Below are 23,533 nucleotides of genomic sequence, written 5' to 3' on the forward strand. Positions count from 1 at the left end.
TTTACTGGCTTTTTTGTCACTTAGTTTATGCTTGCCTCTTTGTTCGAAAACTGAGCGGTAGCAGTAACAATAACCAAAATAGACTTCCACCGCTGGAGCCTGAACTGGCAACTTGTTTTTGCACTGTTACAGTAAGCTTGCTAGCAGGTAAGGTGTTTTTTATGCCATTTTCAGAGGTATCAGTCACGATCAGTGTCACTGTATAACTTCCCGCTTGGCTATAAGTGTGTGTAGGATTAGCCTGTTGGCTTACAGCATTGCCATCTCCAAAATCCCAGCTGTAAGTGTAATTATTAAACCCGCCTTTGGTATCACTGTTAAAATTAACCAGCAAATCTTTTGCACTGTAACTGGCCTGTGTTGTAAGTAATACATCTGCCGACACTTGGGTTGCAAAAGACTGCATAGCGCCATTTGCATCAGTTACAATAACGCTCAAGGTATAATCGCCACTGTATTCATAGCGGTGGTTAATGCTCTGCCCTTTCGCAGTTGAGCCATCACCTAATTGCCATGCATAGTCATAAGGTGCTTGACCACCTGATACAGTGACTTTTGCAGTTACATTGCCTTTCTCTATATTGGTATCCACACTGGAAATTGATAGCGGCGCAGTAAGCACAAAAGTCATCGATTCTTGAAACTGCTGCCCTTGTTCATTAGTACGAGTAAAACCCACAGTGTAACTACCATAATCGGCAAATGTATGACTTGGATTCAATTCATCACTGCTTTGGCCATCCCCAAACTGCCAGTTAAAACTATCGGTTGGGGTCAACGCCATTCCTTTAATTTCAAAACTCGCTTCGAGATCATTAGTAATTACATTGATCCCAGACTGTGGTGTATAGCCTAAATTCAATTCAATTGAGCTATTATTAATCGCTTGCTCAACAATAGAAAAATTAAAACCAAACGTTGAAACTTTTACACCAGAGGCCGGTTGCGTGGCAAAACTGTAATCATTATTATCATTAAACTCAGTGATTGCTGTTAACTGCGTATCGCCTAAACCTTGGCGCTGATCATAAAGACTAAAAGCAGCATCTCTTAACTGAATCGTAGTACTGGCAGGTGCGCTGCTATTACCTTTTGCAATGGCATTTTGATCGGCATCAACAACCAATATAAACCCTTCACCAATATGCTCAGGAGTATTATTATCTGTATACTGTTCATTAGCAGACCAAAGTAATAAACCCGGTGAATACTGCTCAACTTGTAAACCACTATCTATTCCTAAATAACTACGTAACTGTAAATAGTAATTGTGTGGTTTTGCATAGATGTGATCCCCCACTCGGCTAAAGCCATCAAGTTGTGCTTGTGTTGACTGCTCTGCGTTATCTTGCCAAACGAAAGTATCACCTTGGCTAATGGTCATATCATCAACCACTAGACCAAAATAATGAGTATAAGTGTCCGTTTTATAGTTAAAACTAAGTGTGATTGTTTGACCAGCATAAGCTGATAAGTCAAAACGATGCCGTAAATAATTATTCGGCTGCTGAGCGTCATTTACTGAACTTGAAGACCCTGTTATATATGGACCAATGTCTCCATAAAATGGATTAACCGCTTGGGTATATTGCGACGCAATAGGTTGGGCGTTTACTAATACTTGAGCATAATCATAATCCGTTTCAATGCTGTAATAAGCACTTAAATCAAGATAAGTAGGCTGCGTACTTGCAGGTATATTAACTGTAAATGTCATACTTTGTGAAACATTATCGCCACTGCCAGAGTAATATTGCAAGTGCCCTTCTACCGCTTGATAAAACGGCTGTAAATTAGTTGGCAGGGTGATTTTCAACTGGTTTAATTCAGTTGATACCCCACTACTATGGCGAAGTATTTGCTGTTGATTGGTATCGATTTCGTCTAACGATATCGTCGTTTGATTAAGCCAGTTTCCTTGATAACGGTTTTGTAAATATTCGAGTGCATAAGGACTGAACATCACCGGCTGTGAACCGCTAGGTGAGCCTGCCCAACTACCACCAGACATAACTGACCATAATGCCACAGGCTCACCAAGCGCACTGCCGGTTAAATCATATTCATCAGGCAAACCTAAGTCGTGACCAAACTCATGTACCACCACGCCAATACCAGCGTCGATAGGATTGATAGTATAACCAAATAAACGAATACTACTGCCATCAACCGCACTTGGCTGATTGTTTTGATCGTACACATAAAAACGATGTGACCAAATTGCATCAGTACCCAATATACCACCGCCGGCTTCCTCACCTATACTCGAGTGGAAAATCATAACATGGTCAATAATGCCATCAGGTTCATTGGTGATCCCATCACCATCACGATCATCCAAATCTGTTAAATCATAATCGGCTAAATTAATATTAAATTTGGCTACGGCTTTTTCTACCGCTTCATGCACTAAACTTGGTGCATCAATATCATTATTTCCCCCTTGGCGAGCCCCATAACTTTTCGCATCATTATCGGCTGTTACCCAGCCATAAACTTGACCCGTAAATGCTAAGCTTTCCCCTGAGGCTTGCTGATAATATTGATATGCTGTTTGCAAAGTTTGCTGCTGAGGTCCTGAGTAACCATCAGTAGCGAATAACATTTGTTGGTAATGCTGCTGACTATAGCTTGAGTAGTACATATCGCTGTCAGCTGCGGCTAAGCCATTATCATCATGAGGTAAGTCAGGAAAATCAACCAATATAGCCAACACTTTTACGGTATTTTTTTTCGAATTAGGTAACTGCGAAGACACACTCGCTAAGCGCTGAGCCATTTTTCGTTGTTGAGTTAAAACTTGAGGGTTTAGTTGCCGACGTGAATGCACTGATCCACCACGGCCAATATAATCAGATAATAATTTGTCATTCGCTATTTTATCGTCAAGCTGCCCGCGTTTATCTAACCAATATAAAATTCGCTCTTTATTAACGACACCAATATCAGTTGGGCTACTATTTTGTGGTATTGCCACACTATGTTGACTTAACAATACCAAAGTCAGTGCACATAACAATTGTGAGTATTTCACAGGATCACCTATCAACAACTTCATAAAGATAATAATAGCTAATAATTTATATACTTACATTACAGTTATAGGTACACCTTGAATACCCCAACAAATCAAAAAGCATAATTTCTTTATTTTCCACGGCTAATAATGCGATTTAAAGCAATTTTTAAGTAGAAAAACAATTAATTTGGAATTTTAATGCAACATTGCCGTTTTGGCTGTTGACATTAGCTGGCAAAACCTTTAAAAATAAGGCTATTGAATTAGTAGACTTAGTGTGTATTTGGCTATTACGGCGCAATAACTCATTAAAATTTACATAACAAATACCGAGAAGAAAAATAACATTATGAAATATCAATTTCACCTAGTCACTGTACTCGTACTGGTCTTAGTTTTAAGCCCAGCGGGGATGTATTAGAAGGTGAAGTAGCTTTTTAAAAACCCCCGCCCTAAGCGGGGGTTTTTTTATGCATTTAAATTATACGGTAATTGCACAAAATAAATGGGGAGTGCGTGCAATAGCACATTATTACTCATGATAATAATCAATCGGTAACTGGCACACAGAGGAATGAGGATGAGTACACAACAATATAATGGCTCCGAACTAGTTGTTCAGGCATTAAAGGCATTGAAGGTAAAATATATATTTGGCTACCCCGGTGGCTCAGTATTAGATCTTTATGACGCATTATTTCAGCAAGATGATGTTGAGCATATTTTAGTTCGTCATGAGCAAGCAGCAACCCATATGGCTGATGGTTATGCACGTGCCACAGGTGAAGTGGGCGTAGTATTAGCAACATCAGGTCCAGGTGCGACAAACTGTATAACGGGGATCGCTACAGCCTATATGGATTCTATCCCTATGGTAGTGCTATCCGGTCAAGTGCCGACTAACTTAATTGGTGATGATGCATTTCAAGAAACCGATATTGTTGGTTGCTCTCGGCCAATCGTAAAACACAGTTTTAACTGTCGTAGCGCAAAAGATATTCCTAAAATTTTGGCTAAAGCATTTTATATTGCAAGTACTGGACGCCCAGGTCCTGTGGTCGTAGAACTGCCAAAAGATATGTTAAACCCTGCACTTAAATTTGATTTTGAGTTTCCAGCAACCACAGAGCTGAGAACCTATAGTCCAAATACCAAAGGCCACCCAAAGCAAATTCGCAAAGCCGTTGCCGCTATTTTAGAAGCTAAAAAACTGGTCATTTACTCAGGCGGCGGGATTATTATTTCTAACACTTCAGAGCAACTGACTCATTTGGTTGAATCACTCAATGCACCAATAACTAATACCTTAATGGGATTGGGGGGTATTTCCGGTGTTCACCCTAATTTCGTTGGTATGCTAGGTATGCACGGGAGCCTTGAAGCAAATAAGGCGATGGCAAATGCCGATGTGATCTTAGCTCTGGGCGCCAGATTTGATGACAGGGTAACCAATAACGTGAAGAAATTCTGTCCCAATGCGACGATTGTTCATGTTGATGTTGATCCAACCTCTATTTCAAAGACGATCAAAGCTCACATTCCAGTCGTCGGTTGTTTATCAACCGTACTTGAGCAATTACAAACAGCCATAGATAAAAGTCCAATCAAAATTGATCGTAGTGCTCAAGAAGATTGGTGGCGTCAGATCATTAGCTGGCGTGAACAAAAATGTTTAAGCTACAGCACTGCGGGCGATAAAATAAAACCTCAGGCCGTCATTGAAGCAATTTATAAAGCCACCAATGGTGATGCCTATATAAGCTCTGATGTAGGTCAGCATCAGATGTTTGCGGCGCAGTACTACCCGTTTAAAAACCCGCGCCAATGGATCAACTCAGGGGGTCTTGGCACTATGGGCTTTGGTCTGCCAGCGGCAATGGGAGTGAAACTTGCGTTCCCGGATAAAGAATCAGTGTGTGTCACCGGTGATGGTTCGATTCAAATGAACATTCAAGAACTTTCGACATGTTTACAATATAACTTGGCTGTAAAAGTGGTGTCACTGAATAATCGCTCTCTGGGTATGGTGCGTCAATGGCAAGATATGGTCTATGGCGGTCGTCACTCATCGTCGTATATGGAATCGTTACCTGATTTCGTCAAACTTGCTGAAAGTTATGGCCATGTCGGTATTCGCGTTAATACTCTTGATGAACTACAGCCCGCAATCGATAAAGCCATGTCGATCACTGACCGTTTAGTGTTTTTAGATATTCTTGTTGATGAAAATGAACATGTATACCCAATGCAAATTAAGCTTGGAGCAGTTGATGAAATGTGGTTACGTAAAGGAGTGAAAGCATAATGCGTCGTATATTATCTATTTTACTTGAGAATGAACCAGGGTCATTATCGCGTATTGTTGGCCTATTCTCACAACGAGCTTATAACATTGATAGTTTAACAGTTGGCACAACAGACGATCATTCTTTATCACGTATTACTATCACTACCATGGGTGATGACCGTGTGGTTGAGCAAATCACTAAACAGGTAAATAAATTAGTTGATGTATTAAAAATTATTGATCTAACTGAAATGGCGCATATTGAACGTGAGCTGCTATTAGTAAAAGTATTCGCTCAAGATGAAGCTAAGCGAGCTGCAGTAACACGGGTGGTAGATGTATTCCAAGGTGCTATTTTAGACATGGGTCGCAACAGCTACACATTGCAGCTTGTTAGTAGCACAGATAAAATTGAATCGTTTTTAGATACCTTACGCCATGAGACTGACATAATTGAAGTTGTACGCTCTGGTGCGGTAGGTATTGGCCGCGGTGATAAAGCACTAAAAGCTTAAACCTTAGATTAATGAGCAGATACAAAAAAAGGGCTAATCAGCCCTTTTTTATTTAACCAATCTAATTGATTAAGGATTAACTTGATCTTTAAGACCTTTACCTGCTTTAAAGCTTGGGATAGTTGCCGCTGAAATTTGGATTTCGGCACCAGTTTGTGGATTACGGCCAGTACGTGCAGCACGCTCTTTTACAGAGAAAGTTCCAAAACCAACTAGTGCAACTGAATTACCTTCTTTTAAAGAAGAAGTAACAGCACCAGTGAATGCGTCAAGTGCGCGTGTAGCTGCTGCTTTAGAGATTTCTGCATCAGTAGCGATTTTTTCAACTAATTGAGCTTTATTCATTTGTTAAATTCCTATTCGTTATTATTTTGCCTTCGCAAAACCTATCTTTATGCATTTTTTAAGTATTGGCAACAGCAAAATGCTTTTTTCACGTAAATTCTTAAAAAATGAGTAAATTTTAAATAATTGCCGAAATAAATATTGATTTAAAGATTAACCAACAATGAACTTAAGCACTATTTAGTAAATCAATATGGTAATTTGTTGATCAATCAACTTTTTCGATAACTAAGGTTACTTCCCCAACCTCAATGCCAAACTTATCAATTGCTGTACGGTTAATCAAGCGTGATTGTGTTACCAGATACATCCAATCATCTAAATTAACTTCAATGGTGTCATCTCCATAAGGTAGTTTTAGGGTATATTGCCAATGAAAAACACTGCCATTACTTTTCCCTTTCGCGATACCTATGACATCACCTGCAGTGCCAGTTAAAGTATTGTCTGCATTGAGTGTTATGTTCCACACTCGACGTTGAGTTTCACCGTCATCGTAAACAAAATCTTCCTCTATAACACCGTTATTGCCATCCCAGCTCGCATTCATGTCAACAACCATCTTACGGGTTAATTCACCTTTATAATCTTGGACAACGCCGTAGGCTTTCAATTTGCCACTAAAAAATTGTTTAAAATTAAATTCTGGCTGACTTCCTTGGTAATACTCAACATCTGGCGCAGCACAACTGCTTAATAAAAATGTGCAACTAAGTAAAAATAATGTAGTAATTCGCTTCATGTTATTGCCCTATTAGTTGTTTTCGCATTTGTGGCTCAGAGGTATCGGCGTCAAGCCAAATAGCTAAGAAGTTATCCGCAAAACCATTTTGCTCTATAGCCCCTAACTTTTTACCATTAAAATAAAATGTGCCAATACCATTTTCATCCGTAATGAACGATAGCGATTCACCTTTTTTGATATCTGGCCAAAGCGCAGCTAACTGTGCATCGTATTTACTAATAATCTCTTTTTTACCCAAATGCTGCCATTGTTCGTTTGTCGCTTTGATTATGTCCTTTGCAGCAAAATCGCGTAAATAGGTCAATGTCAGTTTAGTGGGGTGATTACCAAACTGATAGGTCCCAGATGGGGTTGCTAACTGCGCCTGATAGACATCCCAAAATAGATACTCAAAACGAGCCTCACCGACCACTTTAAAATCAGCTGCAAAGCTTCGGCTGCATATCAATACAATTAAAATGATTAGCCCTTTAGTTAATCTTGCTATCATTACCGGACTCCAAATTTCTAAGTTAAATAGTTACACCTGTATGCTCATTTGTGTTCAGAAACTAACAGGTACTTTTTGCTATATGTGTTTATCATCCTGATAAAATTGAACATAAGCGACCAAGCAAAACCATATATAAGCCAAAATTGCCAAACTACAGGATGAACCTCTAACGCCCCAAAGCGTGCACCAGCAATATAACTTGCGGGGGCAAAAACAGCACAGAGCAACATCGCTAAATACCAAGGCGTGCGATGCAAAAATTGCATTGACGTATTGATGGTTAAGAGTAAGGCACACCAAAGTAATATAAACCACAATGGAAAAGGGGATATACTAAAAGATAAAAAGCCAACCTCAACCATCAAATATTCAAAGCTTAACGAGATCATTAAGCCATAGCACAATAACAGCATATCTTGTTGCTTTTGCTGCGACAGGCATAGCATTAGTATGATGATTAATAAAATCGGTATAATAGCGCGCTGCTCAAGGAATAATGCTAAAAACCACACTCCTTGAAACAGCAAAAAATTAATAACTGAGCGCAATGTCATCACTTGAATGGTTAAAACGCGGTTTACGAGCAACTAAATGCACTGTACTGGTTACTCGCGCCCTAAATGCGCCTTCACAGTAAGCTAAGTAAAATAACCACAATCGATAAAAACGCTGGTCGAACTTAACTTTGTCGATTTCTGGCCAGCTTGCAATAAACCGTGTGCGCCAATCAGCTAAGGTTCTTGCATAATGAACGCCGATATCGCTAATACTGTGTACCACCATGTCTGATTGATTTTTTATTTGCTTATTCATTTCATCAATACACGGTAAACAACCACCAGGGAAAATATACTGCTGAATAAAATCAGAATTTTTCAGGTAATGTTGATAGCGTTGATCAGCAATTGTGATTGCTTGGATCAGCATTGCACCACTGTCTTTGAGTAAGTCATTACATTTTTTGAAAAAGCTGGGTAGGTATTCATGACCAACCGCTTCTATCATTTCTATTGACACGAGCTTATCGTAACTGCCTTCGAGTAAACGATAATCTTGTTTCAATAAGGTTATCTTATCTTCAAGCCCCAACTGGGTAATTTTTTCTGCCACAAACGCATGTTGCTCATCAGAAATAGTTGTAGTAGTAACGTGGCAGTCATAATGTGTTGCAGCATGAATGGCAAACGCTCCCCACCCTGTGCCAATTTCAATAACCGTTTCACCGGGTTGTAAATCTACTTGTTGGCAGATTAAATCAAGCTTATGGCTTTGTGCTTGCTCAAGAGAAGCATCTTTTGATGGGTAGACAGCACTTGAGTAAAGCATTTCAGTGCTTAAAAATGATGAATACAACTCATTGCCTAAATCGTAATGAGCAACAATGTTTTTCTTTGAACCTTGCTCAGAATTTTTGTTTTTACGGTGGTTTATTCGATTGTAAAGATTACTAATAAACGCAAACTTACGTTCAAATTGGTCCAGTTGAGCCTGATTAATGGCAAAAATTTCAATCAACTGAGTTAAGTTAGTACATTCCCACTGGCCTAAAATATAAGCTTCGCCAGCTCCGACACTGCCAGAGAGCGCAAATGCTTTATACATTGCCGGATTATTAACAACTACTTTAGCCTGCAAGTGACTTTGAGGATCACCAAAGTGTTGAACGTCGTTACCATCAACTAGGGTAATCGCGCCGACTTCAATGCTATCAAACGCACCAATGACTAACTTTTTATACAGCTTACTTAACAAGCTACTTGATGCGTTATCAGCTAAACTGGATACTTTTTCCATCTCATGACCTTCATTATTTTAGCTTATCAATTCTTGCCTGAGTGACCTAAAAAAGGCACTCGCTTACAAAATAGTTTAAACGCCTGTACGTAAATTCCTTTCATCACAGTGATTGTCATAGCAGGAAAACGTTTCAGTAACGCAGTAACCGCAGCACGACTGAGTGACTGGCGTTGTAAACGCAAACTGGCAGTAAATAATAGCGTATTATCTTTTTTATTTTCTATATGGATCATAGTATTGTGCTTTGTTAAACGCACTTTCCAGTGGTAATCCATATCTAAATTCATAAATGGTGATACGGAGAAAGCCTTTTTAAAGTTCACTTTCTTGTGTAAATCAACCAAGTAATAGTGTCGCTCGTTCCAGGGGGTATTACTCACTTCAGCGACCATATAGGGAAAATCGCCATCAGCCGTTTCATAGAAGAAAAAGTTAACTGGGCTAAAATACACCCCAAAACAGCGCAGCTGTCCGAGCATATAAACATTACTAAACGGAGCAGTAATCCCCAGCTCGACAATTTTATCAATTGCTCGTTGTTTGATTGGTTGTTGAGTATCTAAATCACGATTAAGATAATCTGATTGTTTAAATTTAAGTGCTTTAAAGCCTGTTGTTCCAAGCCAAGGGTGAACACCATCAAGTTGCTGAGGAGCATTAAGATCAACCCACATCATGTACAACTGATAATTAAAGCTATGCGCTTTAATTGCTAATCGGTGATGACGAACATCACCGATTAAAAGTGCACTATTCAAATTCAACCCCAAGTTTGCGAGCAACATCTACAGCGCTTTTCACGCCGTCTTCGTGAAATCCGTTATACCAATAAGCGCCACAAAAATAACTGTTGTTGGCTCCATCAATAAGCTGTTTCTGTTGCTGAGCAGCAATAGACGTTTTATTGAATACTGGATGATGATACGTAAATTCTCGGAGTATTTTAGTTTTATCAATTCCCTCACGGTGATTAAGCGTGACACAAAATTGCGTTTTACTTGTTATGCCTTGCAAAATATTCATTTGATAAGTCACAACAGCAGCTTTATCAAGATTATCGGTAAGTAGATAATTCCAACTGGCCCATGCGGCTTTACGTTTTGGCAGCAAAGCAGTGTCAGTATGCAAAATCACTGAATTTTCAGTGTAGGGAATGGCTGATAAAATTGCTTTTTCATCAGTGCTTGGGTTTTCAAGTAAAGCGAGAGCTTGATCAGAATGACAAGCAAAAATAACTTTATCAAATTGCTCAACGGTACCATTTTTCAATCGGATCAACACCTGCTCTGGGGTGCGAAAAATAGACTGTATATCCGTGTTCAATTTTATTTTATCTTTAAAACCACTGATCAATGGATTGATATATTCCCTTGAACCACCGGGAATAACATACCACTGCGGACGATTAGTAATATCTAATAAGCCATGATTGAAAAAGAATTTTACAAAAAACTCAACCCCTACATTACTCATTTCTTTAATACTTGTTGACCAGATAGCCGCGCCCATTGGCAAAATATAATGGTAACGAAAAAAATCATTAAAACCGTGTTGGTCGAGCAACTGACCTAACATCTGCTCACTTTGGTAGTCGTTGTCATGATATAGTTTTTTACACAACGTGTTAAAACGCACAATATCACTGAGTAACTTCCAAAAGCGCGGACGAAATATATTGCGCTTTTGAGCAAACAAACTGGCAAAAGTGTGGCCATTGTATTCAAAACCAGTTTGCTGATTATGCACACTAAAACTCATTTCTGTCGGTTGTCGTTCAACGCCGATGCGCTTTAACAGCTTTTCAAAATAAGGGTAAGTGCGATCATTAAAAACAATAAAGCCAGTATCAATAGCATGCTTAACACCATCAACCTGTATATCTATCGTTGCGGTGTGCCCACCAATGTAGTTGTTTTTTTCAAATACCGTAATATCATACTTTTTGTGCAACAAATGCGCGCAGCTTAATCCTGCAATTCCAGAACCTATAATTGCTATTTTTTTCAACGACTTAATCCTTTTGCAAGCATGAGCCAAATTGGCAGCGGCAACATGCGTAAACATTTTAAAATAAGGGTGAAACGATAAGGAAAATGCACCTCTTTGCGGCGCTTAGCGACACCTTTGATAATATAATTTGCCGCTTTTTCTGCAGTAACTGCCATTGGCATTGGAAAATCGTTTTTTTGAGTCAACGGTGTTTTAACAAAGCCTGGGTGCACTAAGGTTACGTCAATATCAGCTAAATCAATGGCTAAACTTTTTGCTAAGTAACTGACCCCAGCTTTTGATGCGCCATATGCTTCAGAGCGCGGTAACGGTAAATAAGTTACGCTTGAACTGACAATCACCAACTGACCACCGGACTTTATCCTCGGTAGTAAAGCCTCAAGACAATAACCCATCGAAAGCAAATTAGTAGTAACAACGCGGGTAAACAATGCACTGTCAAAATTATGCGCATCATCGATATACTCACAATTGCCAGCATTAAGAATAACGCGATCAAATTGCGTATAAGCAACAGTGCTACTTCGTATTGCTTGTAAATCAGTAGCGTCAAACTGACAACTTTCAATATTCGTTAGTTGCGCAAGTTCGTTTAGTTTTTCTTGGTTACGCCCACAAGCGATCACTGTATCCCCGGCTTGCGCATACAGTTTCGCAAGTTGTTCACCAATACCTGATGTTGCACCTGTTATAAGCGTGATCATTATTCCGCTGCCTTATTATCTATGTATTTAATAATTGAACCGAGAATAGGGATATGTCGATAAAGTAATGCACCAGCATCAAAGTAGTCTTTATGAAGGCTGATTTTGTCACCAGTAAATGTTAACTTGCTATGGCCTGCTACGGCTATTTGCTGGCCATTGCTAAGCTTTGGATGGCGATAATACATAGTCCAGTAAACAAAAGCATTATCGCCTACACTAACAGTGTCACTGATATCAAACGTGCATTCAATAACATTACTATAAAGTTTAGCAAAATATTGATGTAAGTCAGCTAAACCATCGACTTCATGCAATGGATCAGAAAAGTGAATGTCTGCAGCATAAATATCACTCAGTAAATGTAGATTTTCTTTACTTAGCTTTTGGTATATCGCGATAAATTTATCTGTTCTGTGGTTGCTCATATCATACCTTAAATGCATCAAGCGCTCGTAAGCGAGCCGTTTTATGATCAACGATTGCTGGCCAATAAACCGCTTTTGCTTTGCCGCTTTTCGCTAAATATTCATGTGGAAAATGAATTTGCTTATTCGGCACATTTTCCAACTCCGGTATATACTTACGAATAAAATGACCATCAGGATCAAATCGCTCACTTTGAGTAATCGGGTTGAATATTCTAAAGTATGGCTGGGCATCGCAGCCGGTACTTGCAGCCCATTGCCAACCGCCATTGTTAGACGCTAAATCGCCATCGATCAAATGCTGCATAAAGAAACGTTCACCTTTACGCCAATCAATTAACAAGTGTTTGGTAAGAAAACTGGCAACCACCATTCGTAAGCGATTATGCATCCAGCCAGTTTGAATAAGTTGCCTCATAGCGGCATCAACAAGCGGGTAGCCTGTTTTACCTTCACACCAAGCAGTAAAATCAGCCTCATCAGTTCGCCACTTTACTGGGTCATATTTCTCATTAAAGTTGTTATATTTATTAAGTTTTGGATAAGCCACAATTAAATGACGATAAAACTCACGCCACACTAACTCGTTGACCCAAGTAAATAAATTGCTTTTAGAGCTACTTAAAGCATCGACATATTGTTGCTGTACAAGAGCAATTAATTGCTGAACGCTGACAATTCCTAAAGCTAAATACGGACTTAAGCCTGATGTGCCTTTAATACTTGGAATATCTCGCTGATCTTTATAGCTGAGTAATTTATCGCTGATAAAACGGGCACAGATTTGACTTAATGACGCATCATCAACTGGCCACTTATGTGAGGAATCGTCACCGGTAAGTAACGCTGAACCTTGCCAAGGTATTGGGCTAAACATTGTCGGGGGGGCTTGAAAATAAAAATGAGTATCTTGATATTGCTTTAGCCAGGCATTTTTAAAAGGGGTGAACACCTTAAACATCTCACCACTTTGATTCAGTACCGTTCCAGGCGGTGCAACCACGTCACCATCAAACAAGGTAACTGATACTTTAAGTTTATCAGCATGATGTAAAAATGCGTTATCGCGCTCAACTTCATTAATTTCATATTCTTTATTGGCAAATAACTGCGTTACTGAATGTCGCTGGCAGAACTCGCTTAACTGCTGCACACATCCTGCGTAATTACCCGCTTCAATGATATGCAAGGTGATGCCATTATCAGCTAGTAACTGACCTAAGAAGTTTAACCTTCGTTTTAGCAAATCAATTTGTATTGAAGCAACACCATGGCGTTGCCATTGTTGCTCAGTGATAAAAAATATAGCGTCTTTACAACCATTGTCGATTGCTTGATAAAGGGCATGATTATTAAAAAGGCGCAAATCGCGCCTAAACCAAAATACAGTGTTCATTAAATTCCGTAGCGTAATTTTAGTTCGTGAGGATAAGGGTTGAAGTAAACTTGCTTTGCTAAGTATTCGTTTGGATGTACTTTCAAATGATGTTTTAAGAGTGTCAGCGGTACATACAGCGGCACTAAACCTGAGCGATATTCATCAATTGCATCTCGTAGCTCTTCTTTTTCAATTTTGGATAAATGTTTTTTAAAGTAGCCTTGTAAGTGCATTAAAGTATTGCTGTTATTTTTGCGTGATGCAGGTCTTTTCAGCGCTCCCATTAAACCTGCAATATAATCGTCAGCAAGCTGCTCAAAATCATCGCCAACATAGGTGCCCAGTAAATTACCAAGATCTTTATATGCCTGATAATTGTGAGCCATTAACAAATACTTATATTGCGCATGAAACTGCGTTAACCTATGCAGGGTTGCTGGTTGTTGACGCAACAATTGCCAGTTTTTATAAGTAAACACTCGCATCACAAAGTTTTCACGCAAGTGCATATCATTTAAACGACCATTTTCTTCACACGGTAACAATGGGTTGTGAGCCATAATTTGCGCAGCAAAAAAACCCACGCCTTCAGATGTATTACCTGTGCCTGCTTCATTATATATTTTGATCCGTTCCATGCCGCAGCTTGGACTTTTAGCACAAAAAACAAAGCCGCTTAATTGTGCAGCCTGCTCTGTGGCAACTTTTTTACCATATTCTGTCAATTGTGGGCCAACATCACCACTGCCGTCAGGACGGCACACTTTAATAGTTGTGCCTACTTTAACTTGTCTAATTGTCGGTCTTGGGATCGGTAGACCTACCGCCACTTCGGGACAAAAGCGTTTATATTCAACATGTTTTGCGAATTCATCCATGCAAAAATTTGATTTTTTATGGCCACTATCAAACCGAACTTTCTCACCTGCAAGGCATGCACTTATGCCTATTTGAATAGTCGATTGCTGCATATACACTCCTAGTAAATCAAATTGCCAATTGGATTGAGTAACTTACTCAGTCCCTTCTTAAAGTGTAGAGCACTACTGACTACTGTGTAACATAAACAACCTTTTTCTGTGATCGGGGTATGTTGATGACGACCGTCGAGCCACATAAAGTCGCCAGGCACATATTGACCCTCTTCATCACTAAACTCGCCATCAAGTAATAAAGTCAATTCGAAACCAGTGTGAGTATGTTCAGGGATTTCTCCACCAGCATCAATGTGCAATAAGCTAGAACGTAACGCACCATCATCTAGATCGATACGAGAACGTGATAATTTCCCCATTTGCATAAATTTGCTATGTGAAATACGGGCAAGAGCACGGGGCAATTGATAATTTTGCTGATTAACAAGGATAGTTTGAGGCGCGACCTTGTATACCTCATCAGCAGTTACATCTGCTGTAATTGCATCAATTAATGATAATTCATCAATAGCTAAATCTGTAGTTTGAGGATGCTCATCATCAGTGCCAAACACATCTACGGCATTGTTTGCTTCAATGCGTTGCACTTTTTCTTTACAGCAACTACACATATCAAGATGAATAGCGACGGCGACGTTTATACTTGCCGGTAATGACGCATTACAATACTGCGCTAATAGCGCATCGCTTGGGTGATGTTTAATCATTGCGGTCTCCCATTTCATTGCGTAATTTTTGTAACGCTAAACGTAAACGTGACTTCACGGTACCAATTGGAATGTTCAATTGTTCTGCAAGTTGCTCTTGTGACATATCTTGAAAATAAACGCCTTTAACCACATCGCGTTGAGCTTGGGGTAATTTATCTAGGTAATTTTTTATTTGTTGATTTTCAAGATGATCACTAAATTCATAGTCAGCATTATCATGTTGCTCAACTAGCGGCCAAATATCTTCGCTAATATTATCTTCTTTATTACTTTTCATTTTTCTGAGCATATCAAATGATGCGTTTCGCATTACGGTATATACCCACGTTGTAGCAGCGCCTTTATCATTATTATAGAGATGTGCTTTTCGCCACACGGAAGTTAGCGTGTCTTGTACTAATTCCATCGCTTGTGCTTCTGAGTTAAATTGCTTGATACCAAAGCGTTTTATTTTTGGTGAAAAGTACGCAAATAAATAAGCGAATGCTTGTTTATCGCGATTAGCTGCAACCGCAGATAATGCATCAGCAAGTTCTTTGCTTGGCGTTTGTGGCATGGCAGTGTAATTACCTGTGTTAGGTTCACAACGTGTTGAAAGTTGTTGACTCACCATCATAATATTCCCATTAGTGTTCTTGCTTATTCAATACGCAGGGCAACTAAATTAAGATCATATTAATTAGGAAAATTCGTTATTAATCACAGTATGAAGGAAAGAGTGAATATTCGCAAAGTCTGATTTAAAGGCAAGCTGTTGTTTTTTATCAATTGAAATAGGTAATAATTCAAGCCATCTAGCAATAACCCAGTTCAAATCATCAAAGTGTGTCTGGCGATATAAATCGGTTAATTCTGTATTAACATCAAACAACTGCTCTAAAGCAGTTACTAAATATGTATCATCGCGATCTAAATTATGGGGTTGTTCAAACCAAAAAGGCATTGTAGGTGCTGATAGCTGACCGAAACGTAGCTGCTGCTTATCTTCAGTTACATCAGTTAACTCAACTACAGATTTAGCTACCACATCAATCAGTAATTGCCCTTGTTGATCTTGTGAAAAGTCAATAATATCCACTAAGCATCCATACTTAGGAACGTTGAGATGACTATCAACATCATACTGGCAAAGAACAAATCCATGATCATTTTTAAGTGATTCTTTTACCATATCAAGATAACGAGGTTCGAAAATTCTTAACCGCGTATACCCACTTGGTAAAATAAATACAGGTAATGGAAAGATTGCACGTTTCATAAGGCTCACTACATCAGTTTAACTATGCATTACGTTACGTGCACTGCAGCAAACAAGATCAATGTTACTGATTATTACTTATCGGTATCCCCTTAGCCTATGTTTAGCCACTGCCCTACATTACGTAACAATTCAACTGATGCATACGCACTTAACAAGCTTACAACGGGTGCTAACATTAAAGCTAATAATCCTAATTCGCTGCTCATTACTTTAACCCTCAACTTTTACTGCATTGCTAGTTGCAACGAGTTGTGATGTATTTTCAGCTACACCTACTTCAGCTGATTGCTCGCTTTGCTGAGAAAACAGTTCGGTTAACATTTTTTGCGAATCACTAAACAATGACTGTTTTAATTTGCTTTGTAATTCATTACTCGTACTTTCAATGTATTGTGCAATGCTGCTTGATAGCGTTTGAGTAATATCTAATTGACCGTCATTTGCACTTGCTTGTGTAGAACCAACAACCAAAAGTGCTGCAACAGATAGTTTAATAATGCTTTTCATGATGGTATTCCCTATTGTGTTATTAAGTTAGTCGCTATTACTTAATCAAAGGTTGTGCCAACCACGAAATAAATTTTAACTAATTGTTTTTTATGCACTTTAAATCACACAAGTGCATAACCTATTGATGATGTGAATTTTAAAACCATTCAAATTGGTTAAAAAAACCAAAATATAGTCAATAAATAAGCATTGAAAGTTTCAGCGTACACTTGTACACTCAAATCCAAATTAATGTTTTATGATGAGTATGTCATGTCGGTTGAACCCGCTTATTCTAAAAAAGAAGAGCAACTTAATAGCCTGTCTCACGGCGCAGGCGTTATATTTTCATTGTTTGTATTGTGGGAGCTGATCAGCAAGACACACACGATTGAAGCAACGGTCAGTGCAATTGTTTATGGCGGTAGTTTATTGTTGCTGTTTTTATCATCTACGCTTTATCACAGCAGTAGCAGCATAGGTGCGCGGGCTTTTTATAAAAAATGTGACCACTGTGCTATTTATATTTTGATTGCAGGCACTTACACCCCTTTTTTAGTACTCTCATTAACCGGAATTTGGTCGATTTTAACGCTGGTATTTATATGGTCTTTAGCACTTGGCGGAGTGTGCTATAAATTAATGGTGAAAAAACAAAACAAAAAGGTGTCTTTATCAACATATTTATTAATGGGTTGGTTTGCAGTTGCAATTGTCTACCCGCTTTATTTAAATGTGCCAGTAAACGCACTATGGTGGTTACTCAGTGGAGGGATTTTGTATAGTCTCGGCACACTCTTTTATAGTGCTAAAAGTCGTCAATATAGCCACGCACTTTGGCATGTATTTGTGATTGCAGGCTGTGTTTGTCACTATATTGCAATCAGCCGCTATATTATTACGGTCGGTTAAATTTTTTAATTAGTCCCACTGAAATTGACGCATATTAACACGACCATTTTTAAAAATTACGCCTTCACTTTGCAGTAATTGATATTGCTTTTGGTACTGCGCTGTCCCTTCAGGAAAAGAAATTTTACCTTGGCTGTTGATCACTCTATGCCAAGGTATGCTTGAATCTTTTGGCATTAACTTTAATAACCGCCCTACTAGCCGAGCATTATTTAGCAATCCTGCCATTGCCGCTACTTGTCCATAACTGGCTACTTTTCCTGGCGGTATATTCGCCATCACAGTATAAATTTTGTCTTCTTTACTGGCTTGCATTTACGACCCTAAAAACGTTTTACTTAACTGCTTAAAATCTTGCCACACGGCTCTTGCCACGGGTCCATGATGAGTGGCATTTTGTCGGAATACTCTGATCTGTGCGCTAAAAGTATTTTCTCTGTCTAGTATTTTAATTTGTTGTAATACACCACTTTCAAGTTCATTTTGACAATGCGCTAAACTCATCATTGCCCAGCCAGCTCCCGATAATAAAAACGATTTTAAAGTTGATATATCATCAATTTTCATCATGGTAGAGCCTTTTGAATACGATAAACGATCAGAGTCAAAACTCATATCACTTTCAAACATCGCTAAACAAGGAAAGTTCTGTAATTGTTGATAAGTTACTTTATCTGGCACTAATCCTGTCACACTAACAATACCAATATCGAGCTTGCCAATCGGTAAACTTTCTAAATCGCCTGTAGCATGAAACAAATCAAACCACGGACCAATCCCTAAGTCTGCTTGTCCTTTATTAACTTGCTCAAGAGAAACAAAGCGTTTTCCGCTGGTTACACTAAACTCGGTGCTGGTATGTTTAACAAAAGCATTGCAAATAATATCGTTATACAGTGCTTGGTGACATAACTGCTCATAACAAATTTTGTAATTTGCTTCATTACCAAGTGCAAGTTCACTGGCCAGTTGTGCTAAATGTGCCTGAGCATCTAATAATAATGCTGCTTCGCGATGATAAATACGACCCTTTTCAGTTAATTGCAATCGATAATGGCTACGATCTAACAATTCAAAACCAAGCTCAGCTTCAAGTTTCTTAATAGCTAACGTTAAAGCTGGTTGCGATTTATACAGTGCTAAAGCAGCTTGCGACAAGCTTTGAGTGCGAACAATGGCATCAAGCATTTTTAACTGCACTAAGTTCATAATGGTCCAACTTAAAATCATAAATTTTATTTATGATCTTTTTAAAATTTAATAATTTTTATTTTATATGTTCGCGGCGTATGCTGCATCTAATTTATGTTTTCATAGCCACGGAGAAGACCATGAAACTGTCGCCAGTTTTAATTATATCAACATTAATACTGAGTTTAGTCGCCTGTAAAGAATCAAATACCGACACTCACGTCGAACAAGCTATTCGTCCAGTAAAACTATTTGAAATTGATACTAACTCAGATCAGACAATACGCAGTTTTCCGGCAGAAGTAGTGGCAAATCAAGGCTCTTATTTGGCGTTTAGAGTTAACGGTGAGTTATTAGAGTTCCCGGCATTGGCGGGTCAACATGTTGAAAAAGATCAACTCCTTGCCAAGTTAGACCCTGAAGATTTTCAACTGCAATATGATGAGCGAAAAGCACGTTTTGAATTGGCGCACTCGCAACTTGAACGCGTACAAAAACTATTTAATAAATCAATTACCAGTCAATCCGAACTTGATCAGGCACTTGCCAATAAACAGGTAGCTGAGTCGGCATTAAAAATTGCAAAAACCAACTTAGATAATAGCGAATTACGTGCCCCTTTTAGCGGCACCGTTTCCAAAGTGTTTGTTAAAAACTTTGAGAATATCCAAGCAAAACAAAACATTCTTCGCTTAGAAACCCGTGATTTAATGGATGTGATCATTCAAGTACCCGAAAAACTAATCGCCCGTATTGATAAAGACATTGACTATCAGCCAAGCGTGGTTTTTGACGGTTTTCCAAATAAATCATATACCTTAATGATTAAAGAATTCGACACCCAAGCAGATCCAGCCACATTAACTTACAAGGTGGTATTTTCATTACCAGTGCCTAAAGATTTTAACCTGTTGGCAGGCATGACCGGCAGTGTAGATATTGATCTAAGTAAAGTTACTCACTCGCAATCACACTATATTTTACTCCCTGTTGAAGCTGTGTTCTCTGAACCAACACAGCCTACTAATAACAGCTATGTCTGGCTATACGATCCACAGACTGGCAAGGTGAAAAAGCAAGCTGTTGAAGTTGGCCAATTACATCGACGTGGTATTGAAGTGCTTGCTGGTTTAGAGCAAGGTCAAACTGTGGTCGTCGCTGGTGTTCACTACCTTAAAGAAGGCATGCAAGTACGTCCGTGGCAAAAAGAGCGAGGCTTATAAAATGAGCATTGCTGAACTTGCCATAAAACAAAAGGTCGTCAGTTGGATGTGCGCGCTATTACTATTAATCGGTGGCGTAGTATCTTATTTAGGACTTGGTCAGCTTGAGGACCCTGAATTTACAATAAAAAAAGCCATGGTGATCACCTTATATCCTGGCGCTTCACCACAACAGGTAGAAGATGAAGTTACTTTTCCGATTGAAAATGCAATTCAACAATTGCCGTATGTGGATTACGTAACCAGCATTTCATCTCCAGGGAAATCACAAATTACCGTTGAAATGAAAAGCAACTATCGCAAACAAGACTTACGACAAATTTGGGATGAGCTACGGCGCAAGATTAACGATAACGCTTCATCACTGCCAAGTGGTGTATACCCAAGTACCATTTTAGATGATTTTGGCGACGTATACGGCGTAATGTATGCCGTCACTGGCGATGGTTACTCTTATGACGAACTAAAAAACTATGTTGATTACTTAAAGCGCGAACTGGTACTCGTTGACGGCGTAGGTAAAGTGACCGTCAGTGGTGAACAACAAGCACAGGTGATGGTTGAAATATCGACGCGTAAGCTGGCGCAGCTTGGTATTGCACCAACTAGAATTTATCAATTATTGCAATCACAAAATACCGTATCGAATGCAGGTAAAATACGCGTAGGCGATGAATCAATTAGACTGCACCCAACAGGCGAATTCAAAGACGTAAAAGAGCTCGAAAATCTACTGATCTCAAAACCAGGTGAAAATGAACTGATTTACCTCGGTGACGTTGCAACGGTGTTTCGTGAATACGCCGAAGTACCTAATAATGTAATCCGTTTTAACCAGCAGCAAGCCTTGCTCGTTGGCGTATCGTTTAGCAGTGGTGTAAACGTTGTGGATATAGGCGATAACATTAAAGCGCATTTAGCATCGCTTGAATATCAGCGCCCCCATGGCATGGAAATAAATACCGTTTATAACCAACCTGTTGAAGTCGAAAAATCAGTCAATGGCTTTATCATCAGCTTACTCGAAGCTGTCGCTATCGTTATTGTTGTCCTGCTTGTCTTTATGGGCTTTAAAAGTGGCGTACTGATCGGGGCAATTTTATTGCTGACCGTATTAGGTACATTCATTTTCATGAAACTGTTTGCGATTGATTTACAACGTATCTCTTTAGGTGCACTGATCATTGCATTAGGAATGTTGGTTGATAACGCCATCGTAGTCACTGAAGGTATTTTAATAAACCTAAAGCGAGGGCAAACAAAGATAAAAGCAGCGGCTAATATAGTGGAGCAAACAAAGTGGCCTTTACTTGGCGCAACCGTGATTGCTATTACTGCATTTGCGCCAATTGGCTTAAGCTCTGACGCTAGTGGGGAATTTGCCGGCAGCTTATTTTGGGTATTATTTATCTCATTATTATTAAGCTGGATCACTGCCATCACCTTAACTCCTTTCTTTGCTGACTTAATGTTTAAAGAAACAGAGCTCAAGCAGCAAAGCCATGATGAAGACCCATATCAAGGTGTGATCTTTAATCTATATAAAAGTTTATTAAGCACCTCGATGCGTTTTCGTAAAACCACTTTATTGTTGATGGTCGTTTTATTAGCTAGCTCTGTTTTTGGCTTTAAGTTTATTAAACAAGCGTTTTTTCCAGCTTCTAACACGCCAATGTTTTACGTAGATTATTGGCATACACAAGGAGCTGATATTCATGCCACTTTAGATGGCGTCGCCAAACTCGAAGCATTCTTACAAAAAGATGAGCTGGTCGAAGAAGTAACATCAACGATAGGCCAAGGCGCACCACGGTTTATGTTGACCTACGCACCTGAAAAATCATACCCAGCTTATGGTCAATTAATTATCCGTGTAAAAGACCGCGAAGCAGTGGCGACGATGATTGCAAAAGTTCGCGACTATGAATACAACCATGTATTTGATGCCAAGCTTAAAATAAAACGTATGGAAATAGGCCCTTCTACTGATGCTAAAATAGAAGCGCGTTTTTCGGGGGCTGATCCAGTAGTGCTTCGCCAATTAGCTAAACAAGCAAAAGAAGTGTTAGCAAAAGATGCCGGTGCTTATAATATTCGTGATGATTGGCGTGAACGCTCAAAACTCATTCGCCCGCAACTTAACGAACAAAAAGCACGGCGTCTGGGTATCGCTAAAACAGACTTGGACCAACTATTATTAACCAGTTTTTCCGGTAAAAAAGTCGGCATTTACAAAGATGGTACTCAACAGATCCCCATTATTGCCCGCTCACCTGCACAAGAGCGTCTTAATGTTGAAAGCCTCCGTGACCTACAAATATACAGCCCAGTATTAGGCGTATTCGTGCCAATTACTCAAGTGGTGGATGAGTTTGTTGTACAGTGGGAAGACAGCCTAATAATGCGCCGCGATCGCAAACGTACTATTACAGTAATGGCCGATCATGACGTAATAGGCGATGAAACACCCGCTAAACTATTTTCAAGAGTCAGGCCAGGTATTGAAGCAATTAAACTCCCTAATGGCTATGAATTACAATGGGGCGGTGAGTTTGAATCATCAACAAAGGCAAAAAAAGCTATTTTTGGCTCGTTACCTTTGGGCTATTTAGCGATGTTTGCAGTCACTGTGTTGCTATTTAACTCAGTAAAAAAACCACTGGTTATTTGGGCCACAGTACCTTTAGCAATCATCGGTGTCAGCGCCGGCTTGCTAGTGATGAACGCCGCATTTAGTTTTATGGCGCTACTTGGGTTATTAAGCTTAAGCGGTATGTTGATTAAAAATGGCATTGTGTTGGTAGATCAGATCAACCTTGAGCTCAGTGAAGGCAAAGAGCCTTATCAAGCAGTATTTGATTCCGGTGTAAGCCGTGTGCGCCCCGTTGCGATGGCAGCAATCACCACCATTTTAGGAATGATCCCATTATTATTTGATGTGTTCTTCCAATCAATGGCGGTGACGATTATGTTTGGTTTAGGCTTTGCAACCGTGTTGACATTAATCGTAGTGCCGGTGCTTTATACCGTGCTATTTAAAATTGAGGTGCCAAAAGCAAAATAACTGAGGTTTAAATAAAACCAGGAGCAC

23 protein-coding genes are annotated in these 23,533 nt (G+C 39.3%); 5 read left to right on the forward strand and 18 right to left on the reverse strand.

Going from position 1 to position 23,533, the window contains the following annotated elements:
* Positions 1–25: 25 nt before the first annotated feature.
* Positions 26–3,058: an immune inhibitor A domain-containing protein gene (locus tag H5162_RS10180; protein ID WP_182778425.1), complete on the reverse strand. Its 3,033-nt coding sequence runs from the start codon at positions 3,056–3,058 to the stop codon at positions 26–28.
* Between the two features lie 541 nt (positions 3,059–3,599).
* Between H5162_RS10180 and H5162_RS10185 the strand changes: the two genes are divergently transcribed.
* Together H5162_RS10185 and ilvN are read left to right on the forward strand one after the other, a co-directional pair.
* Positions 3,600–5,324 (forward strand): acetolactate synthase 3 large subunit, encoded by a 1,725-nt coding sequence (locus tag H5162_RS10185; protein ID WP_145235824.1) that lies wholly within the window; start codon positions 3,600–3,602, stop codon positions 5,322–5,324.
* Complete coding sequence (ilvN, locus tag H5162_RS10190; RefSeq protein WP_149980181.1) at positions 5,324–5,821, forward strand: acetolactate synthase small subunit; 498 nt, start codon at positions 5,324–5,326, stop codon at positions 5,819–5,821. Before H5162_RS10185 ends, ilvN begins: the two co-directional genes overlap by 1 nt.
* Positions 5,822–5,890: 69 nt before the next feature.
* Here the strand turns inward: ilvN and H5162_RS10195 are convergent, their stop codons facing one another.
* The 15 genes from H5162_RS10195 to H5162_RS10265 all read right to left on the reverse strand — a co-directional run bounded on the left by H5162_RS10195 (position 5,891) and on the right by H5162_RS10265 (position 17,134).
* Complete coding sequence (locus tag H5162_RS10195) at positions 5,891–6,166, reverse strand: HU family DNA-binding protein (RefSeq protein ID WP_145235830.1); 276 nt, start codon at positions 6,164–6,166, stop codon at positions 5,891–5,893.
* Between the two features lie 208 nt (positions 6,167–6,374).
* Complete coding sequence (locus tag H5162_RS10200; RefSeq protein ID WP_145235836.1) at positions 6,375–6,908, reverse strand: DUF3833 domain-containing protein; 534 nt, start codon at positions 6,906–6,908, stop codon at positions 6,375–6,377.
* A 1-nt stretch (position 6,909) separates the two neighbouring features.
* Positions 6,910–7,401 carry a chalcone isomerase family protein gene (locus H5162_RS10205; RefSeq protein WP_145235840.1) on the reverse strand — a complete coding sequence of 164 codons (492 nt, stop codon included), beginning with the start codon at positions 7,399–7,401 and terminating at the stop codon, positions 6,910–6,912.
* 44 nt (positions 7,402–7,445) lie between these two features.
* Entirely contained in the window at positions 7,446–7,958 is a 513-nt protein-coding gene (locus H5162_RS10210) for a DUF2878 domain-containing protein (RefSeq protein ID WP_145235843.1), read from the reverse strand.
* On the reverse strand, positions 7,936–9,198 hold the full coding sequence (locus H5162_RS10215) for a cyclopropane-fatty-acyl-phospholipid synthase family protein (RefSeq protein WP_145235846.1): 1,263 nt from the start codon (positions 9,196–9,198) through the stop codon (positions 7,936–7,938). The genes H5162_RS10210 and H5162_RS10215 overlap by 23 nt, the downstream gene beginning before the upstream one ends.
* Before the next feature lie 26 nt (positions 9,199–9,224).
* On the reverse strand, positions 9,225–9,959 hold the full coding sequence (locus H5162_RS10220; protein WP_145235849.1) for a DUF1365 domain-containing protein: 735 nt from the start codon (positions 9,957–9,959) through the stop codon (positions 9,225–9,227).
* The gene (locus H5162_RS10225; protein ID WP_182734158.1) at positions 9,952–11,208 is read right to left on the reverse strand and encodes an NAD(P)/FAD-dependent oxidoreductase; all 1,257 of its coding nucleotides are present in this window, start codon (positions 11,206–11,208) and stop codon (positions 9,952–9,954) included. The genes H5162_RS10220 and H5162_RS10225 overlap by 8 nt, the downstream gene beginning before the upstream one ends.
* Positions 11,205–11,915 (reverse strand): SDR family NAD(P)-dependent oxidoreductase, encoded by a 711-nt coding sequence (locus tag H5162_RS10230; protein WP_169018644.1) that lies wholly within the window; start codon positions 11,913–11,915, stop codon positions 11,205–11,207. The genes H5162_RS10225 and H5162_RS10230 overlap by 4 nt, the downstream gene beginning before the upstream one ends.
* Positions 11,915–12,343 carry a nuclear transport factor 2 family protein gene (locus H5162_RS10235; RefSeq protein ID WP_182734157.1) on the reverse strand — a complete coding sequence of 143 codons (429 nt, stop codon included), beginning with the start codon at positions 12,341–12,343 and terminating at the stop codon, positions 11,915–11,917. The genes H5162_RS10230 and H5162_RS10235 overlap by 1 nt, the downstream gene beginning before the upstream one ends.
* A 1-nt stretch (position 12,344) precedes the next feature.
* Positions 12,345–13,739 (reverse strand): deoxyribodipyrimidine photo-lyase, encoded by a 1,395-nt coding sequence (gene phrB / locus H5162_RS10240; RefSeq protein WP_182760060.1) that lies wholly within the window; start codon positions 13,737–13,739, stop codon positions 12,345–12,347.
* Positions 13,739–14,692 carry a DUF523 and DUF1722 domain-containing protein gene (locus H5162_RS10245; protein WP_182731593.1) on the reverse strand — a complete coding sequence of 318 codons (954 nt, stop codon included), beginning with the start codon at positions 14,690–14,692 and terminating at the stop codon, positions 13,739–13,741. Before H5162_RS10245 ends, phrB begins: the two co-directional genes overlap by 1 nt.
* 8 nt (positions 14,693–14,700) lie before the next feature.
* On the reverse strand, positions 14,701–15,363 hold the full coding sequence (locus tag H5162_RS10250; protein ID WP_145235871.1) for a ChrR family anti-sigma-E factor: 663 nt from the start codon (positions 15,361–15,363) through the stop codon (positions 14,701–14,703).
* Positions 15,356–15,979 carry a sigma-70 family RNA polymerase sigma factor gene (locus H5162_RS10255; protein ID WP_145236307.1) on the reverse strand — a complete coding sequence of 208 codons (624 nt, stop codon included), beginning with the start codon at positions 15,977–15,979 and terminating at the stop codon, positions 15,356–15,358. Before H5162_RS10255 ends, H5162_RS10250 begins: the two co-directional genes overlap by 8 nt.
* Positions 15,980–16,045: 66 nt before the next feature.
* The gene (locus H5162_RS10260; RefSeq protein ID WP_145235874.1) at positions 16,046–16,624 is read right to left on the reverse strand and encodes an LON peptidase substrate-binding domain-containing protein; all 579 of its coding nucleotides are present in this window, start codon (positions 16,622–16,624) and stop codon (positions 16,046–16,048) included.
* A 213-nt stretch (positions 16,625–16,837) separates the two neighbouring features.
* Positions 16,838–17,134: a hypothetical protein gene (locus tag H5162_RS10265; protein ID WP_145235879.1), complete on the reverse strand. Its 297-nt coding sequence runs from the start codon at positions 17,132–17,134 to the stop codon at positions 16,838–16,840.
* 255 nt (positions 17,135–17,389) lie between these two features.
* On the opposite strand from H5162_RS10265, the gene trhA reads away from it, so the two are divergent.
* Complete coding sequence (trhA, locus tag H5162_RS10270) at positions 17,390–18,028, forward strand: PAQR family membrane homeostasis protein TrhA (protein ID WP_145235882.1); 639 nt, start codon at positions 17,390–17,392, stop codon at positions 18,026–18,028.
* A gap of 9 nt (positions 18,029–18,037) precedes the next feature.
* On the opposite strand, the gene H5162_RS10275 is transcribed toward trhA, so the two are convergent.
* Together H5162_RS10275 and H5162_RS10280 are read right to left on the reverse strand one after the other, a co-directional pair.
* Positions 18,038–18,343: an MGMT family protein gene (locus tag H5162_RS10275; protein WP_145235885.1), complete on the reverse strand. Its 306-nt coding sequence runs from the start codon at positions 18,341–18,343 to the stop codon at positions 18,038–18,040.
* Positions 18,344–19,237, reverse strand: a complete 894-nt coding sequence (locus tag H5162_RS10280) for a LysR family transcriptional regulator (RefSeq protein ID WP_145235888.1) — start codon at positions 19,235–19,237, stop codon at positions 18,344–18,346. It lies immediately after the preceding gene.
* A 122-nt stretch (positions 19,238–19,359) separates the two neighbouring features.
* Here H5162_RS10280 and H5162_RS10285 point away from each other — a divergent pair, with 122 nt between their 5' ends.
* Both H5162_RS10285 and H5162_RS10290 read left to right on the forward strand, forming a co-directional pair.
* Positions 19,360–20,442: an efflux RND transporter periplasmic adaptor subunit gene (locus H5162_RS10285; RefSeq protein ID WP_182778427.1), complete on the forward strand. Its 1,083-nt coding sequence runs from the start codon at positions 19,360–19,362 to the stop codon at positions 20,440–20,442.
* Between the two features lies 1 nt (position 20,443).
* Complete coding sequence (locus tag H5162_RS10290; RefSeq protein ID WP_182758264.1) at positions 20,444–23,506, forward strand: efflux RND transporter permease subunit; 3,063 nt, start codon at positions 20,444–20,446, stop codon at positions 23,504–23,506.
* Positions 23,507–23,533: the final 27 nt, after the last annotated feature.

Origin of the sequence: Pseudoalteromonas sp. SR41-8 (genome assembly GCF_014163915.1) — a bacterium.
GTDB lineage: Bacteria > Pseudomonadota > Gammaproteobacteria > Enterobacterales > Alteromonadaceae > Pseudoalteromonas > Pseudoalteromonas rhizosphaerae.

Coding starts and splice junctions, on each gene's coding strand:
- H5162_RS10180 (WP_182778425.1), bottom strand. CDS start 3,058: ATGAAGTTGTTGATAGGTGATCCTGTGAAATACTCACAATTGTTATGT.
- H5162_RS10185 (WP_145235824.1), top strand. CDS start 3,600: ATGAGTACACAACAATATAATGGCTCCGAACTAGTTGTTCAGGCATTA.
- ilvN (WP_149980181.1), top strand. CDS start 5,324: ATGCGTCGTATATTATCTATTTTACTTGAGAATGAACCAGGGTCATTA.
- H5162_RS10195 (WP_145235830.1), bottom strand. CDS start 6,166: ATGAATAAAGCTCAATTAGTTGAAAAAATCGCTACTGATGCAGAAATC.
- H5162_RS10200 (WP_145235836.1), bottom strand. CDS start 6,908: ATGAAGCGAATTACTACATTATTTTTACTTAGTTGCACATTTTTATTA.
- H5162_RS10205 (WP_145235840.1), bottom strand. CDS start 7,401: ATGATAGCAAGATTAACTAAAGGGCTAATCATTTTAATTGTATTGATA.
- H5162_RS10210 (WP_145235843.1), bottom strand. CDS start 7,958: ATGACATTGCGCTCAGTTATTAATTTTTTGCTGTTTCAAGGAGTGTGG.
- H5162_RS10215 (WP_145235846.1), bottom strand. CDS start 9,198: ATGGAAAAAGTATCCAGTTTAGCTGATAACGCATCAAGTAGCTTGTTA.
- H5162_RS10230 (WP_169018644.1), bottom strand. CDS start 11,915: ATGATCACGCTTATAACAGGTGCAACATCAGGTATTGGTGAACAACTT.
- H5162_RS10235 (WP_182734157.1), bottom strand. CDS start 12,343: ATGAGCAACCACAGAACAGATAAATTTATCGCGATATACCAAAAGCTA.
- phrB (WP_182760060.1), bottom strand. CDS start 13,739: ATGAACACTGTATTTTGGTTTAGGCGCGATTTGCGCCTTTTTAATAAT.
- H5162_RS10245 (WP_182731593.1), bottom strand. CDS start 14,692: ATGCAGCAATCGACTATTCAAATAGGCATAAGTGCATGCCTTGCAGGT.
- H5162_RS10250 (WP_145235871.1), bottom strand. CDS start 15,363: ATGATTAAACATCACCCAAGCGATGCGCTATTAGCGCAGTATTGTAAT.
- H5162_RS10255 (WP_145236307.1), bottom strand. CDS start 15,979: ATGGTGAGTCAACAACTTTCAACACGTTGTGAACCTAACACAGGTAAT.
- H5162_RS10260 (WP_145235874.1), bottom strand. CDS start 16,624: ATGAAACGTGCAATCTTTCCATTACCTGTATTTATTTTACCAAGTGGG.
- H5162_RS10265 (WP_145235879.1), bottom strand. CDS start 17,134: ATGAAAAGCATTATTAAACTATCTGTTGCAGCACTTTTGGTTGTTGGT.
- trhA (WP_145235882.1), top strand. CDS start 17,390: ATGTCGGTTGAACCCGCTTATTCTAAAAAAGAAGAGCAACTTAATAGC.
- H5162_RS10275 (WP_145235885.1), bottom strand. CDS start 18,343: ATGCAAGCCAGTAAAGAAGACAAAATTTATACTGTGATGGCGAATATA.
- H5162_RS10280 (WP_145235888.1), bottom strand. CDS start 19,237: ATGAACTTAGTGCAGTTAAAAATGCTTGATGCCATTGTTCGCACTCAA.
- H5162_RS10285 (WP_182778427.1), top strand. CDS start 19,360: ATGAAACTGTCGCCAGTTTTAATTATATCAACATTAATACTGAGTTTA.
- H5162_RS10290 (WP_182758264.1), top strand. CDS start 20,444: ATGAGCATTGCTGAACTTGCCATAAAACAAAAGGTCGTCAGTTGGATG.